This window comes from Pseudomonas sp. Z1-14, from assembly GCF_051132005.1.
GTDB lineage: Bacteria > Pseudomonadota > Gammaproteobacteria > Pseudomonadales > Pseudomonadaceae > Aquipseudomonas.
Genome location: NZ_CP071646.1, coordinates 826,386 through 840,761, shown reverse-complemented (window position 1 = coordinate 840,761; position 14,376 = coordinate 826,386). Strand labels below are relative to the sequence as shown.

At 61.2% G+C, this 14,376-nt stretch carries 11 protein-coding genes; 4 read left to right on the top strand and 7 right to left on the bottom strand.

The window, feature by feature from the left end; genetic code table 11:
* Nucleotides 1-211: 211 nt before the first annotated feature.
* The 3 genes from clpB to rluD all read right to left on the bottom strand — a co-directional run bounded on the left by clpB (nucleotide 212) and on the right by rluD (nucleotide 4,592).
* A complete protein-coding gene (clpB, locus tag J3P89_RS03955; RefSeq protein WP_181290028.1) occupies nucleotides 212-2,776 on the bottom strand; it encodes an ATP-dependent chaperone ClpB in 2,565 nt (854 codons plus the stop codon).
* A 131-nt stretch (nucleotides 2,777-2,907) separates the two neighbouring features.
* On the bottom strand, nucleotides 2,908-3,633 hold the full coding sequence (gene pgeF / locus J3P89_RS03950; RefSeq protein ID WP_434696768.1) for a peptidoglycan editing factor PgeF: 726 nt from the start codon (nucleotides 3,631-3,633) through the stop codon (nucleotides 2,908-2,910).
* Nucleotides 3,630-4,592: a 23S rRNA pseudouridine(1911/1915/1917) synthase RluD gene (rluD, locus tag J3P89_RS03945; RefSeq protein WP_434571746.1), complete on the bottom strand. Its 963-nt coding sequence runs from the start codon at nucleotides 4,590-4,592 to the stop codon at nucleotides 3,630-3,632. The genes pgeF and rluD overlap by 4 nt, the downstream gene beginning before the upstream one ends.
* 150 nt (nucleotides 4,593-4,742) lie before the next feature.
* On the opposite strand from rluD, the gene J3P89_RS03940 reads away from it, so the two are divergent.
* The 4 genes from J3P89_RS03940 (at nucleotide 4,743) to J3P89_RS03925 (ending at nucleotide 9,039) form a co-directional block, all read left to right on the top strand.
* The gene (locus J3P89_RS03940; protein ID WP_305498735.1) at nucleotides 4,743-5,759 is read left to right on the top strand and encodes an outer membrane protein assembly factor BamD; all 1,017 of its coding nucleotides are present in this window, start codon (nucleotides 4,743-4,745) and stop codon (nucleotides 5,757-5,759) included.
* A 124-nt stretch (nucleotides 5,760-5,883) separates the two neighbouring features.
* Nucleotides 5,884-6,117: a PP0621 family protein gene (locus tag J3P89_RS03935; protein ID WP_434601868.1), complete on the top strand. Its 234-nt coding sequence runs from the start codon at nucleotides 5,884-5,886 to the stop codon at nucleotides 6,115-6,117.
* A complete protein-coding gene (locus J3P89_RS03930) occupies nucleotides 6,107-7,696 on the top strand; it encodes a two-component system sensor histidine kinase NtrB (RefSeq protein ID WP_434696767.1) in 1,590 nt (529 codons plus the stop codon). Before J3P89_RS03935 ends, J3P89_RS03930 begins: the two co-directional genes overlap by 11 nt.
* Nucleotides 7,693-9,039 (top strand): sigma-54-dependent transcriptional regulator, encoded by a 1,347-nt coding sequence (locus tag J3P89_RS03925; protein ID WP_434696766.1) that lies wholly within the window; start codon nucleotides 7,693-7,695, stop codon nucleotides 9,037-9,039. Before J3P89_RS03930 ends, J3P89_RS03925 begins: the two co-directional genes overlap by 4 nt.
* Nucleotides 9,040-9,233: 194 nt before the next feature.
* Here the strand turns inward: J3P89_RS03925 and thiO are convergent, their stop codons facing one another.
* Genes thiO through J3P89_RS03905 form a run of 4 tightly spaced genes read right to left on the bottom strand, consistent with a single transcriptional unit; the run spans nucleotide 9,234 to nucleotide 14,369 of the window.
* A complete protein-coding gene (gene thiO / locus J3P89_RS03920) occupies nucleotides 9,234-10,334 on the bottom strand; it encodes a glycine oxidase ThiO (protein ID WP_434696765.1) in 1,101 nt (366 codons plus the stop codon).
* A gap of 54 nt (nucleotides 10,335-10,388) precedes the next feature.
* The gene (locus tag J3P89_RS03915; RefSeq protein ID WP_434696764.1) at nucleotides 10,389-10,790 is read right to left on the bottom strand and encodes a type IV pilin protein; all 402 of its coding nucleotides are present in this window, start codon (nucleotides 10,788-10,790) and stop codon (nucleotides 10,389-10,391) included.
* Between the two features lie 8 nt (nucleotides 10,791-10,798).
* Nucleotides 10,799-13,906 carry a pilus assembly protein gene (locus J3P89_RS03910; protein ID WP_434696763.1) on the bottom strand — a complete coding sequence of 1,036 codons (3,108 nt, stop codon included), beginning with the start codon at nucleotides 13,904-13,906 and terminating at the stop codon, nucleotides 10,799-10,801.
* The gene (locus tag J3P89_RS03905) at nucleotides 13,893-14,369 is read right to left on the bottom strand and encodes a pilus assembly PilX family protein (RefSeq protein ID WP_434628166.1); all 477 of its coding nucleotides are present in this window, start codon (nucleotides 14,367-14,369) and stop codon (nucleotides 13,893-13,895) included. Before J3P89_RS03905 ends, J3P89_RS03910 begins: the two co-directional genes overlap by 14 nt.
* Nucleotides 14,370-14,376: the final 7 nt, after the last annotated feature.

The following is a 14,376-nucleotide window of genomic DNA, read 5'->3' as shown; positions in this document are numbered from 1 at the left end:
TCTACAATCTTCAAAACCTCTGTCAACCCCTTAAATTGCTTTCAAGACAATGATTTGCAACTTATTTTGGATTCCTTCTCAGTGAGAAGTCGCCCTCGGGGTGACGTACTGCGGGGCGCACTTTACAAGCCTTTTCCTTTGAGTTCAACGGCCTGATGAAAAAAATGGCCTCGCCAGGCAAGGCCATTTCAATCACCGGCTGTTGCGGCTTTCAGTTGAAGACGATCTCGTCGTTTTCCACGGTGCCGGTCACGGTTTCGCCGGGCATGAAGCGGCCGGACAGAATCAACTGCGCCAACGGGTTTTCGATCCAGCGCTGGATGGCCCGTTTCAGCGGCCGTGCGCCATAGACCGGGTCGTAACCCACCGCGATCAGCTTGTCCAACGCCTCGTCGCTCAGTTGCAGCTTCAGCTCACGCTCGGTGAGACGGCTGCGCAGGCGACCCAGTTGGATCTCGGTAATACCGGCGATCTGATCACGGGCCAGCGGCTCGAAGATCACCACTTCGTCCACCCGGTTGATGAACTCGGGACGGAAGTGCGTGGAAATCGCGTCCATCACCGCAGCGCGTTGCGCCTCGCGATCGCCGACCAGTTCCTGGATCTGCGTCGAGCCCAGGTTGGAGGTCATCACGATCACCGTGTTGCGAAAATCCACCGTACGGCCGTGGCTGTCAGTCAGGCGACCATCCTCAAGCACCTGCAAGAGAATATTGAACACGTCCGGGTGGGCCTTCTCGACCTCATCGAGCAGGATCACCGAGTAGGGTTTACGCCGCACGGCCTCGGTCAGGTAACCGCCCTCTTCGTAGCCGACATAGCCTGGCGGCGCACCGATCAAGCGGGCCACGGAATGTTTCTCCATGAACTCGGACATGTCGATGCGCACCATGGCCTCTTCGGTGTCGAAGAGGAATTCGGCCAGCGCCTTGCACAGCTCGGTCTTGCCCACGCCGGTCGGGCCGAGGAACATGAACGAGCCGCTCGGACGGTTAGGGTCCGACAACCCGGCACGGGACCGACGCACGGCGTTGGAGACCGCCACCACGGCTTCTTCCTGGCCGATCACGCGCTGGTGCAACAGGCTTTCCATCTTCAGCAGCTTGTCGCGCTCGCCTTCAAGCATTTTCGACACGGGAATGCCGGTCCACTTGGAAACCACCTCGGCGATTTCCTCTTCGGTGACCTTGCTACGTAGCAGCTGGTTTTCGCTCTTGCCGTGCTGGTCGACCATCTGCAGGCTGCGCTCAAGGTCCGGAATCACCCCGTATTGCAGCTCGGCCATGCGGTTGAGATCGCCCTTGCGGCGGGCCGCTTCCAGTTCCTGGCGAGACTGTTCGATCTTCTGCTGGATCTGCGCCGAGCCCTGGACTTCGGCTTTCTCCGAATTCCAGATTTCTTCGAGATCGGAATACTCGCGCTCGTGCCGGACAATTTCTTCCTGCAATCTTTCCAGGCGTTTCTTCGCGGCCTCGTCGCTCTCTTTTTTCAGGGCCTGGGACTCGACCTTGAGCTGAATCAAGCGCCGCTCCAGACGATCCAGTACCTCAGGCTTGGAATCGATTTCCATGCGGATGCGGCTGGCGGCCTCGTCAATCAGGTCGATGGCCTTGTCCGGCAATTGCCGGTCAGTGATATAGCGGTGGCTGAGCTTCGCTGCCGCGATGATCGCGCCGTCGGTGATCGCCACCTTGTGGTGAACCTCGTAGCGCTCCTTCAGGCCGCGCAAGATCGCGATGGTGTCTTCTTCGCTCGGCTCCTCCACCAGCACCTTCTGGAAGCGCCGTTCCAGGGCCGCGTCTTTCTCGATGTACTGGCGGTATTCGTTGAGCGTGGTCGCGCCAACGCAATGCAACTCACCACGGGCCAGCGCAGGCTTGAGCATATTGCCGGCGTCCATCGAGCCCTCGCCCTTGCCGGCCCCGACCATGGTGTGCAATTCGTCGATGAACAGAATGATCTGCCCTTCCTGCTTCGACAGTTCATTGAGCAAGGCCTTGAGCCGTTCCTCGAATTCGCCGCGGTACTTGGCGCCAGCGATCAGCGCCCCCATGTCGAGGGACAGCAAGCGCTTGCCCCGCAGGCCGTCAGGCACTTCGCCATTGATGATGCGCTGGGCCAGGCCCTCGGCGATGGCGGTCTTGCCCACGCCAGGTTCACCGATCAGCACCGGGTTGTTCTTGGTACGGCGCTGCAGGACCTGGATAGTGCGGCGAATTTCATCGTCACGGCCGATCACCGGGTCAAGCTTGCCTTCCTCTGCGCGCTTGGTCAGGTCGACGGTGTACTTGTCCAGCGCCTGGCGCGCTTCCTCGTGGTTGGGGTCGTTGACCGCATCGCCACCACGCAGATTGTTGATGGCATTTTCCAGGGCTTTCTTGCTCACGCCCTGGCCGAGCAGCAACTTGCCCAGCTTGCTGTTCTCGTCCATCGCGGCGAGCAGCACCAGTTCGCTGGAAATGAACTGGTCGCCCTTCTGTTGGGCCAGGCGATCGGCCTGGTTGAGCAGCCGCGCCAGATCCTGGGACATGTTCACGTCACCGGTCGGATTCTGGATCTTGGGCAGTTGGTCGAGTTCTTTGGCCAACTCTTTGCGCAGGCTGTTGACGTCAAAGCCCACCTGCATCAGCAGTGGCTTGATGGAACCGCCTTGCTGTTCGAGCATGGCCTGCATCAAGTGCGCCGGTTCGATGCCGGGATGGTCCAGGCCGACGGCCAGGGATTGGGCATCGGACAAGGCCAATTGCAGTTTGCTGGTTAAACGATCAATACGCATGGGTCACCTTCCTAATGAGCAGGCCGGACCTGAAAAAACATCCTGAATGAAGAAACCTGCCAGATACCGCTATAGATGTGGCCGATTCTGGAAGATTCAAGCAGTGCGCTGTTGATGCAGATCAGCAGAGTCTAGCGTTCAAGCCAGATCAGGGAAGCGAAGCGACCGGTGCGGGCGTTGCGACGGTAGGAAAAGAAGCGCGGATCGGTCACGGTGCACAGGCCGCCACCGTACACGGCGGTGACGCCGCGAGCCGCGAGACGCAGGCGCGCCAGCGCATAGATATCCGCCAGGTACTTCCCGGCATTGTGGCTGGGCATGAAGGCTTGTTGCGACTCGGGCAGTTGCGCAACAAAAACCTCACGCACCTCAGGCCCCACTTCGAACGCTTGCGGGCCGATGGCCGGGCCGAGCCAGGCGAGGATTTCTTCGGCCGGTACTTGCAGACGATCAAGGGTGGCTTCCAGGACTCCGTTGGCCAGCCCGCGCCAACCGGCATGGGCTGCCGCGACATGGGTGCCGGCGTGGTTACAGAACAATACAGGCAGGCAATCGGCCGTCATTGCCGCGCAGGCGATACCCGGCGTGGCGGTCCAGCAGGCATCGGCGACAGCCACCTCGGCCGGGTCAGCTTCGACCACGTCAATACCGTGGACCTGCTGCAACCAGGCCGGACGCATGGCAAAACGATCGGTGAGGCGACGACGGTTTTCAGCGACGGCTGCAGGCTCATCGCCGACATGGTCGCCAAGATTGAGGCTGTCGAACGGCGCCAGGCTGACGCCGCCCTCCCGGGTGGTGACACAGGCCTTGACCCGGGCCGGCGCGGGCCAGTCGGGTATCAGCCAGTCACTCATCCGATGAACGCCTCGCGATCCTGCTTGAGCAGCGTCAGCAGCCAGACGAAGTCATCCGGCAACGGCGATTCCCAGCTCATGCGCTTACCGGTCGTCGGGTGGTCCAGCTCCAGGAAGCGCGCGTGCAGCGCCTGGCGCGGGAAGTTTTTCAACGATTCGACCATGGTCTGGCTCGCGGCCGGCGGAATGCGGAAACGACCGCCATAGGCCGGGTCGCCCACCAACGGGAAGTTGATATGGGACATATGCACGCGAATCTGGTGGGTCCGGCCGGTTTCCAGCTTGACCCGCACATGCGTGTGCGAACGAAAACGCTCCAGCACGCGGTAATGGCTGACCGCCTGCTTGCCACCTTCCATCACCGCCATGCGCTGGCGCTGCTGGCCGTGACGGCCGATCGGTGCGTTGATCTTGCCACCGGCGGTGACCACGCCGATCACGATGCATTCATAGATGCGGCTGACGCTGCGGCTTTGCAGCTGTGTGACCAGCTGTGTCTGCGCCTGGATGGTCTTGGCGACCACCATCAGGCCGGTGGTGTCCTTGTCCAGGCGGTGCACGATCCCGGCGCGGGGCACATTGATGATGTCCGGCACATGGTGCAGCAAGGCGTTGAGCAGGGTGCCATCGGCGTGACCGGCCGCCGGGTGGACCACCAGGCCCGCGGGCTTGTTGATCACCAGGATGTCGTCGTCCTCGTAGACGATGTCCAGGGCAATGTCCTGGGCGACCCATTCTCCCTGGGCCTCCTGCTCGGCGGTCAGTTCGAGGATGGCGCCGCCATGGACGATGTCGCGCGGACGGATCACCGCCCCGTCCACTGTCAGGCGACCGTCCTTGATCCAGGCGGAAAGGCGCGAGCGCGAGTGCTCGGCGAAGAGTTGGGCGGCGACTTGATCGAGGCGTTGGCCGCCCAATTCGGACGGCACCTCTGCGCGAAGTTCTATTTTATCGGACATGCTCGGACTGGGCGTCGGCACAGCCTTTGGTTTCGGCTGCGCGCTTGTGGTTAAATACGGCGTCTTTTGCCCCGAGGCTTTCAACGGGGCGCTCATCATAACAGGACGGCCCCGCCCAAGACAGCGGCCGTCATAGGGACGCAAGCCGCCATGCAAGTGAAACACCTGCTGCTGATCGCCATCCTCGCATTGACTGCTGCTTGCTCGTCGAAGGAAGTCGTAGACGAAAACCTGAGCGAAGTCGAACTGTACCAACAGGCGCAGAACGACCTGGATAACAACAGCTATACCAGCGCCACCGCCAAGCTCAAGGCGTTGGAGTCGCGGTATCCGTTCGGTCGCTACGCCGACCAGGCGCAGCTGGAGCTGATCTACGCCAACTACAAGAACGCCGAGCCGGAAGCTGCCAAGTCCGCCGCCGAGCGTTTCATTCGTCTGCACCCGCAGCATCCGAACGTCGATTACGCTTACTACCTCAAGGGCCTGACCTCCTTCGACCAGGACGTCGGCCTGCTGGCGCGCTTCCTGCCGCTGGACATGACCAAGCGTGACCCGGGCGCCGCGCGCGACTCCTACAACGAGTTCGCCCAGCTGACCAGCCGCTTCCCCAACAGCCGCTATTCGCCTGATGCCAAGCAGCGCATGATCTACCTGCGCAACCTGCTGGCGTCCTACGAAATCCACGTGGCTGACTACTACCTGACCCGCCAGGCCTATGTCGCCGCCGCCAACCGTGGCCGCTACGTGGTGGAAAACTTCCAGGAAACCCCATCGGTTGGCGACGGCCTGGCTGTCATGACCGAAGCCTACCAGCGCCTGCACCTGGATGACCTCGCGGCCACCAGCCTGGAAACGCTGAAGCTGAACTACCCCGATCACCCATCGCTGGTCGATGGCCAGTTCACCCCGCGGGTCGATGAAGCCGACAACCGTTCGTGGCTGAGCAAGGCGACCCTCGGCCTGATCGAATCCCGTCCGCCGCTGCCGCCGGGCGAAACCCGCGCCAACCAGGACGTCCAGCGCCAGTTCCAGGACGCCAAGGAAGCCATTCCGAACGAGCTCAAGCCCAAGGACGAAAATGGCGACGTGATCGAAGAAGAAGAGCCGGAAAGCGAATCCAGCGATCGCTCCTGGTTCAGCTACATGACCTTCGGCATGTTCGACTGAAAGCCAAGGCACCATAAAAAGGGAGACCCTGGGTCTCCCTTTTTCATGCCTGCATTTTATTGCGCTGTGCGCCGTTCCTGTCCTTGGCTAAACTGCCTGATCTCTAGCCAAAAAGCCGCCCATCATGCTTCGTTTACTGTTCTGGATCGCCCTGATTGCCGCCGCGATATGGTTGTGGCGCAAGTTCAAGGCGACCTCTGCCACATCGAACACCTCGCGTGACCATGACGCGCGCCCCATGGTGCGTTGCGCCCAGTGCGGGGTGCACCTGCCGCGCGACCGGGCGCTGGCCCTCGACCAACAATGGTATTGCAGCCAGGCTCACCTCGAGCAAGGCCCGGGTACTCGTGATCGCTGAGGCCTCGCGTCCCCGCGTCAAACAGGCGCAGCGTCTGCTGCGCCTCTATCACCTGTACCGCCTGAGCATCGGCATCACGCTGGTGCTGCTGATCACCAGCAACATGGACAACCGGCTGCTGGAGTTCGCCAACGACGACCTGCTGCGCAGCGGCAGCTGGTTGTATCTGGTGCTGAACATCCTGCTGGTGGTGTTCCTTGAAAATACGCGTCGCCCTGCCCGGCTGTTCGGGCTGGCGCTCACCGACGTATTGCTGCTGTCGTGGTTGTTCTTCGTCGCGGGTGGCGCCCCCAGCGCCATCGGCAACCTGATCATTGTCTCGGTAGCCATCGGCAATACCTTGCTGAAAGGGCGAATAGGCCTGCTGATCGCTGCCGTCGCCACCCTTGGCATCGTCGGCTCGACATTTGTCCTCGGCCTCAGCGACGCGAGCCGCCCCAGCAGCTATCTACAGGCAGGCACCCTGGGCGCCTTGTGTTTCGCCGCCGCTTTGCTGGTGCAAGGCCTGACCCGACGCCTGGAAGCCAGCGAAACCCTGGCCGAGCAACGGGCCAGCGAAGTGCTCAGCCTCGAAGCGCTCAACGCCTTGATCCTGCAACGCATGCGCACCGGCATCCTGGTGCTTGATCACCAGCACCGGGTGCGACTGGCCAACGAAAGCGCCTTGAACCTGCTGGGCATGCACGACCTGGTCGGCCAGCAGATAGACGATTATTCCAGCGCCCTGGTCGAGCGGCTGCAATCGTGGCGGAACAACCCCAGCCTGCGTGCGCAAAGCCTGACCATCAGCGGCACCGGCCTGACGCTGCAACCCAGCTTCATCGCCCTCGGCCCTCTGGATCAGCAGCAGATCCTGGTATTTCTCGAAGACCTGGCCCAAGTGGCCCAACATGCCCAGCAACTGAAACTCGCCTCCCTCGGGCGCCTCACCGCGGGTATTTCCCATGAAATCCGCAACCCTCTGGGCGCCATCAGCCACGCCGCGCAATTGCTCGGTGAATCCGAGGAACTGAACAACGCCGACCGACGTCTGACGCAGATTATTCAAGACCACTCCCTACGAATGAATCGCGTCATCGAAAACGTCCTGCAGCTGTCCCGCCGCCAGCAAACCGCGCCGCAACGCCTGGATTTACGCACATGGCTGGAGCAATTCGTCCGGCAGACCCGGGAAAACGCGGCCGAACCCCAGCGATTGCACCTGAGCATCGACCCGGGCGACTACATCACACTCATGGACCCCGACCAACTGGCCCAGGTGCTCGACAATCTGCTGCGCAACGCCTGGCGTCATAGCGCAATGGTCTATGAACAGGCCGAGGCCTGGTTGAAGCTGTTCGTCGACCCGCACAGTCAACTGGCCACGCTGGACATCATCGACAACGGCCCTGGCGTAACGCCGGAGCAGCAGGCGCATTTGTTCGAACCTTTCTTCACCACCAGCAGCCAGGGCACCGGCCTCGGGCTCTATCTGTCCCGTGAGCTGTGCGAAAGCAACCAGGCCCGCCTAGACTTCAAATCACGCCAAGGCGGCGGTTGCTTTCGCATCACCTTTGCTCACGGACGGAAACAGATTTGAATACACGCTCACGGCAACGAATCCTGATCGTCGATGACGAACCGGACATCCGCGAACTCCTGGAAATCACCCTGGGAAGGATGAAACTCGACACCCGCAGCGCCAAGAACCTCGCCGAGGCCCAAGCCCTGCTGGCAGGTGAAACCTTCGACCTGTGCCTGACCGACATGCGCCTGCCCGATGGCACCGGCCTGGAACTGGTGCAACACATCCAGCAACGCGCCCCCCAACTGCCGGTGGCGATGATCACCGCCTATGGCAGCCTGGAAGTTGCTATTGACGCGCTCAAGGCCGGTGCCTTCGACTTCCTGACCAAACCGGTCGACCTGGGGCGTCTGCGAGAGCTGATCGGCAGCGCCTTGCGACTGTCGCCGGGTGCTGCGCCGAGTACGACCGTCGAGCGCTGCCTGTTGGGCGACTCGCCACCCATGCGCAGCGTGCGCCGACAGATTGAAAAACTCGCCCGCAGCCAGGCGCCGGTCTACATCAGCGGCGAATCAGGCTGCGGCAAGGAACTGGTGGCGCGCCTGATTCATGGACAAGGCCCTCGCTACAGCCAGGGGTTTGTGCCGGTCAATTGTGGGGCCATTCCAACGGAGTTGATGGAAAGCGAGTTTTTCGGCCATCGAAAAGGCAGCTTCACCGGCGCCATCGAAGACAAGCCCGGCCTGTTCCAGGCGGCTCACGGCGGAACTCTGTTCCTCGATGAAGTCGCCGACCTGCCGCTGGCGATGCAGGTCAAGCTGTTGCGTGCCATCCAGGAAAAAGCCGTGCGCGCGGTGGGCGGGCAACAGGAAGAAGTGGTGGACGTGCGAATCCTCTGCGCCACCCACAAGGACCTCGGCGCAGAAGTCGCCGCCGGTCGCTTTCGCCAGGACTTGTATTACCGGCTGAATGTCATCGAACTGCGCGTCCCGCCCTTGCGTGAACGGCGGGAAGACATCGAGCTGCTGGCCAACCACATGCTCCAGCGCCTGGCCACCAACGCCGGCAGCCCAGTGGTGACGCTCCATCCGCACGCCCTCAAAGCGCTGCAGAACTACCGCTTCCCGGGCAACGTGCGAGAACTGGAGAACATGCTCGAACGGGCCTACACCCTGTGCGAACACCAGCAGATCGAGGCCGATGACTTGCGTCTCGCCGAACACAGCGGGGCTGGCGAGGCGGGCAATCCTGATCTGATGCAGGTCGACAATCTGGAGGACTACCTGGAAGACGTCGAACGCAAGGTAATCCTCCAGGCCCTGGAGGAAACCCGCTGGAACCGCACCGCAGCGGCGCAGAGATTGAAGTTGTCGTTTCGATCGATGCGGTATCGGTTGAAGAAGTTGGGGTTGGATTGAAGGCAGCGCTCATCCTGTGGCGAGGGAGCTTGCTCCCGCTCGGCTGCGCAGCAGTCGTAAAAACACCCTGCTGTTTCCCAGATGCACCTTGCTGAATGATTTTGGGTCTGCTGCGCAGCCCAGCGGGAGCAAGCTCCCTCGCCACGGGATTTTTGGTTGCTGCCGCAGCTGCGCTCCCACAGGGAGAGCCGAACCTACAGTCGCCCCGCCGGGGCATACGGCGCAGGATCAATCACCGGCTCACGCCCCAGCATCACGTCGACGAACAACCGGCACGAAGCCGGCGCCAGCACCAGGCCGTTGCGGTAATGGCCGCAGTTCAACCACAACCCCGCAAACCCCGGCACTTCGCCAATGTAGGGAATACCCTCCGGCGATCCTGGGCGCAACCCGGCCCAATGCCCCACCAACTCGGCGTCGGCCAACGCCGGGATCAACTCCAGAGCCGAAGTCTTGAGGCTTTCCAGCGCCGCATCGGTCGGCGTCTTGTCGAAGCCTTCATGCTCCAGCGTACTGCCGATCAAGATGTGCCCGTCACGACGCGGAATCGCATAACGGCCCTTGGCCAGGACCATGCTCGGCAAGAAATCGGACGCGCACTTGTACAGGATCATCTGGCCCTTCACCGGCTCGACCGGCAACTCCAGCCCCAGCGTTCCAAGCAACTCGCCGCTCCAGGCCCCCGCAGCGAGAACCACTTGATCACCGCGTATCTCCCCCGCTGAGCTCTTCACGCCACTGACACGCTCACCGTCGCGAATGAACCCGCTGACTTCGCAATGCTCATGAAGCGTGACATTCGGCATCGTCTGCAACGCTGCCTTGAGCGACTTCACCAGCCGCGGATTACGCACGTTCGCCACATCGGCCATATGGATCGCCCGGGAAAAGCCCGAGCCCAATACCGGAACCGCATCATGGACCGCGGAGATATCCACAGCCCGCAGCGCGCGCCCTTCCCGCTCGGCCCAGGCCAGTGCTTCGGCCTGATCGTCGAGGTCCAGCCAATACAGGCCGGTGATATGCACTTGCGGATCGATCCCGGTCGCGGCAAACAAGGACTCGCCCAGCTGTGGATAAAAATCCTGCGACCAGTGGGCCAGCGCGGTGACCGCCGGGCTATAGCGCCATGGGTACAGCGGCGAAACAATACCGCCGCCGGCCCAGGATGATTCCTGGCCAACGCCGGAGCGGTCCAGCAGCACCACCCGCTGGCCTTCGGAGGCGAGATTGAATGCCGTCAGCAGGCCGATGACTCCGCCGCCGACTATCACCACTTGCTGTTGCCTGGTCATGTTCTGTTTCGACTCACAAGACAGAGGGCGCTCGTCCGCACCCGGATAAAAAACTCAACGACCCCAGCAATCCTTGGTGGTCACGCCGGCAGCGGAGTTGATATTGGCTCGCTTGCCCGTGTTGTCGATCGTAAAATCACCGCACTTGTCCGTCGCCATGGACGAGCCACTTCTGCGTAGTGCGGTCAGGGTAAAGCTCTGCTCCGTCGGCGTCAGGTTAATAGTGTAGAAATCGTTGCCACTGCTCAGGCCAGTCGCGTTGGTATAGACGTTGGTCTTCGAATAGTGACGCTCAAGGATTTGTGCCTGCTCCGACAGCAGCCCGGCGATTTCGGCTCGCCGCCCCTTTTTCATGTATTCGGTCAGGCTGGGATAGCCGATGGTGATCACGATACCGATGATCGCGATGACAATCATGATTTCGATCAAGGTGAAACCCCGGTTGGATTTGCGCATGCCTTACCTCACTGTATTTGCCGCCACATGATACGACGGCTGCCACCGACGGACTTGGTCAGCAGGTCGGTGATTCCACCACCGGAGTCATTCACGACCATATTGGTTGCTCCATTGGCGCTGACGACCGCGCTCAAGGTCGGGATCCCCCCCGTGAACACCACGCCAGCGGAAATCGTGTCGAGGGTATTGATCGAGCCATCGTTGTTGGTATCGAGCACCGCGTAGTTGAGCATCTTACCGTTGAACGCATCCACTTCGATCAGTTTGCCGGTACCGAAGCTCGCGCATGGGTCAGTGGTATCAACGGCGGCGGTGGTAAAGACCACACGCCCAAGTACCAGGCTGGCCGGGTTGATCACCCGTTCACCGGTCAGCGCGTTGTTGTATATCAGCGGCAGATACCAGCCTTTTTGCGTGGGATAGGCCACGTTGTTCTGGCTGGTGGTCACGAATTGCCCGGTAGTACCGGAAAAAATGCTGGTGATCGACTGGGCCTGCAGGTTCGCCACGGTAATCTGCCCGGCGCCACCGCTAGCGTCCCAGATCGAATAGAACCCTTGCAGGTCCTTGTTGAGCTTGTCCGCCGACTCATTGAACTTGCCCGTGCCGAAAAATACCTGGATGCCGCCCTGGGGGTTCTCCGCCAGCAGCGGTTGCGCGGTGATCGGCTGTGTCGCGCCACCTGGAGCGGTGAACAACGGCTGGCCGGCAAACGCCAGGCCCCAGGTGTTCGGCGAAGTTGCGCTGAGGTCGAACTTCCACATCCGTCCTTTCAGGTCCCCACCATAGGCCGCCTGCACAACGTTCTGGGCGTTGACCCGCAGCTTGACCGACGAAAGGCCGTTATTGGTGTCGGGGCTGTTGACGACTATCTTGCGAATCAGCGAACCGTCGCGAACGTCCACCACGTACAGCGCCGCAACGCCGGTATTACTGCCATAACCATTGGCGATGAACGCCGCCCAGCGACCGTCCGCGAGGCGCGCGACTTCAGGGCGCGCGTAGGCGTAGCCCAGGTCATTGAAGACATTGGCTGCGTTGGCGAGGGTCGGCGCGCTGATCTCCCACAGTGCCCGGATCGCGTTGCCTGCCGCTGCGTCGAACAGTTGCACCGCGTAAAACGCCCGGCCGCCCGCGCCGGTGCCACCCAGGGCCAGCGTTTTCCAGACGCTGCCCAGTTGCGCATCGAATACGGCAACCTGTCCGTCCACCAGGAATTTATGACTCACGCCATTGATGTAGCCGGGATCAGCGATGAGCTGCAATGAGGGAAGCACGGTCGACGGCATATATGCGTAACGGCGGGTTCCGTTGGCGCTGTTGATGACACTAAAGAAACCATCATTGCCATTCACCACCAGGCTGCTGCTCATGTTTGCCGCCTTGGTCGCCAGGTAATTGCTGTAACTGGTGTCGTTCAGCAGGTCCGAGGCGGTCTGGTCATTGGGCGAGGCCAGGACCAGCGGCGAATTGATGATGTCCCCCAGCAGGACGCTGCGCACCTTGAGCCCGGTCTTGTTGACGCCTTTGCTCCACTCCACCAAGTCGTTACCGGTGATCCCCGTGGGCAGGCCCTGGCTCAGGCTGGTTTGCTGGGCCGGCGAAAAGTTGCCATAGGCCAGGGTCACCGGCACGTTGGTCGCGGTGTTCCAGGACTGGTAGATCGGTGGTGTGGCACCGGGAACGATAGCGGTGTCGGTGGTCCACTGCGCTTCTGCGGTGTTCACCGTTCCAGTGGAATTGAAGCCGAATGCCTTGATGGTACCGCGCCAGTCCCTGGGGTCGTAGGTGGTCTGGTAAAAACTGGAAGTGCTGGAGAGCGTCGCGCCATTGCTGGTGCCGCCGCCTCCCGAACCGGCCTTGGAGGTGATGTCGCTCAGGGCCGACGACAGGGCCGAGTTCAAGCCTTCACTGTCGGTGGCCGGATAATATTTGCCCGCACCGTAGCGAGCGGCGTCGGAAAGCATCTGGTTGGTGACAGCAAAACCCACAGTATAAGTATTGAGGTACTGCCGGCGGAATTCGGCTCCATCCCAGCTTTTCCCGGTGACGTCGGTGCCGGTGGAACGCATGTCGATGTCGAAGGCGAATTTGGCAATGTCGTCCAGGTACAGCGTGTCGCCCTCCCCGTCCCCCTTGGGATCGGCGCCATCGTTGGCGCTGATGCCATCCCAGTTTGGCAAGCGGCTCCCCCCGGACGGATCATCGGTAGGAAACGTTCGGTCAAAAGTGGGCAAACCATCAGTGATCACCACGCCAAAATTTTTCTGGCATCGGTACTGAATCGGGCTGGTATAGGTACTTGGGGTGTTGTTGTAATAAGGCGCCATACCTCTGAAATAACGAGTGACTTCGTAGTAACTCTCAGCCAGCGGCGTATTGGCGACGGCGCCTAGAGCGTTTATGGCGCTGATCAAGGCGCTGTAGTTAGTATTCGCCTGCGTCTGGGTGACACTGCCACTTACCGGCGACAGATCGCTGATCGCACGAGCAATATAGCCGCCAGGGCCGGAATTGAAGCTGTTGGGCGAATTGAAAGTGGCAAGGCCGATGCGCAGGGAGCGATTGTTGCCGACCAGATCAGTCGAAACATTCCTTGCTACGTTTATTCGATAGTCTCTCGGGATTGAGCCGTTGGTGAAGTCCCGGCTTGAACCGTTGGCAAGGGTGACTAGATAAGATAAGTACTTAGCTGTGTAGCGAGTATTCTCGCCGCCAACCGGATCGGGTAACCGCAGGCAAACCTGACCAAAGCCAGTTCGGTAGAAGCCATACCAGCCATTTAAACAATCGCCGCGGAACAGACTCGCAAGCAAGACGTTCCCGTCGTTTGCCGCAAGCAGCGCCCTATTGCTGCTGCTACAACTTCTGTCGTCAGTGCATATAGAAATCGGTGGTTGCGTTGCCGCCGGATCAAACCCCGCCGCCCAGATAATGTTGTTCATGCTCCCCGAATCATCGATCAGCAGCATCACGTTGGGCGTCACCGCCGCCGCACTCAACAGCGGTGATTCCGACGGTGTGAAGCCATAGACCGGGGCCGTCAGGTAAAGGCTGAGCAACATCCCCCACAACGCCTGGCGCCAGCCCCGAAGCACTCTAATATTTCGCATAGATGCTCTCCACCACGCTGCGCTGGTTGTTGCCCACCACCGCCACCGCCGTGATCCGGTACAGCGTCGCCGAGGTATTGAGCGGCACGTTGACTGCCGTAAGGGTTGTGCCGATATTCTGCACGCCGTAAAACCCACCGGCGGCGGCCACCCAGAGCACCCCCGACGAGGAATAGCGTCCCGCCGCCGTCACTGTTGCCGACTCAGGCGGTGGCGCGCATTGGGCCGCGGTACAAACCGGCAGCGAATAACTTTCTGCCTGCACCGCGCTTTCCCCGACCCTCAGCGCCGCCTCGGCCATCTGGAACGACTGGTTGCGCTGCATGACGCTGCTGGTCATCTTTTCCTGAAGCGTGGCGCTCTGCATCGACGACAAACCAATCAGTGTCAGCAGCAGCAAAAAGACCAGGCTGACCAGCAAGGCCATGCCGCGCTGGCGATACCCGAAACCTGTCGACCTCATCAGTCGC

Coding starts and splice junctions, on each gene's coding strand:
- clpB (WP_181290028.1), bottom strand. CDS start 2,776: ATGCGTATTGATCGTTTAACCAGCAAACTGCAATTGGCCTTGTCCGAT.
- pgeF (WP_434696768.1), bottom strand. CDS start 3,633: ATGAGTGACTGGCTGATACCCGACTGGCCCGCGCCGGCCCGGGTCAAG.
- rluD (WP_434571746.1), bottom strand. CDS start 4,592: ATGTCCGATAAAATAGAACTTCGCGCAGAGGTGCCGTCCGAATTGGGC.
- J3P89_RS03940 (WP_305498735.1), top strand. CDS start 4,743: ATGCAAGTGAAACACCTGCTGCTGATCGCCATCCTCGCATTGACTGCT.
- J3P89_RS03935 (WP_434601868.1), top strand. CDS start 5,884: ATGCTTCGTTTACTGTTCTGGATCGCCCTGATTGCCGCCGCGATATGG.
- thiO (WP_434696765.1), bottom strand. CDS start 10,334: ATGACCAGGCAACAGCAAGTGGTGATAGTCGGCGGCGGAGTCATCGGC.
- J3P89_RS03915 (WP_434696764.1), bottom strand. CDS start 10,790: ATGCGCAAATCCAACCGGGGTTTCACCTTGATCGAAATCATGATTGTC.
- J3P89_RS03910 (WP_434696763.1), bottom strand. CDS start 13,906: ATGCGAAATATTAGAGTGCTTCGGGGCTGGCGCCAGGCGTTGTGGGGG.
- J3P89_RS03905 (WP_434628166.1), bottom strand. CDS start 14,369: ATGAGGTCGACAGGTTTCGGGTATCGCCAGCGCGGCATGGCCTTGCTG.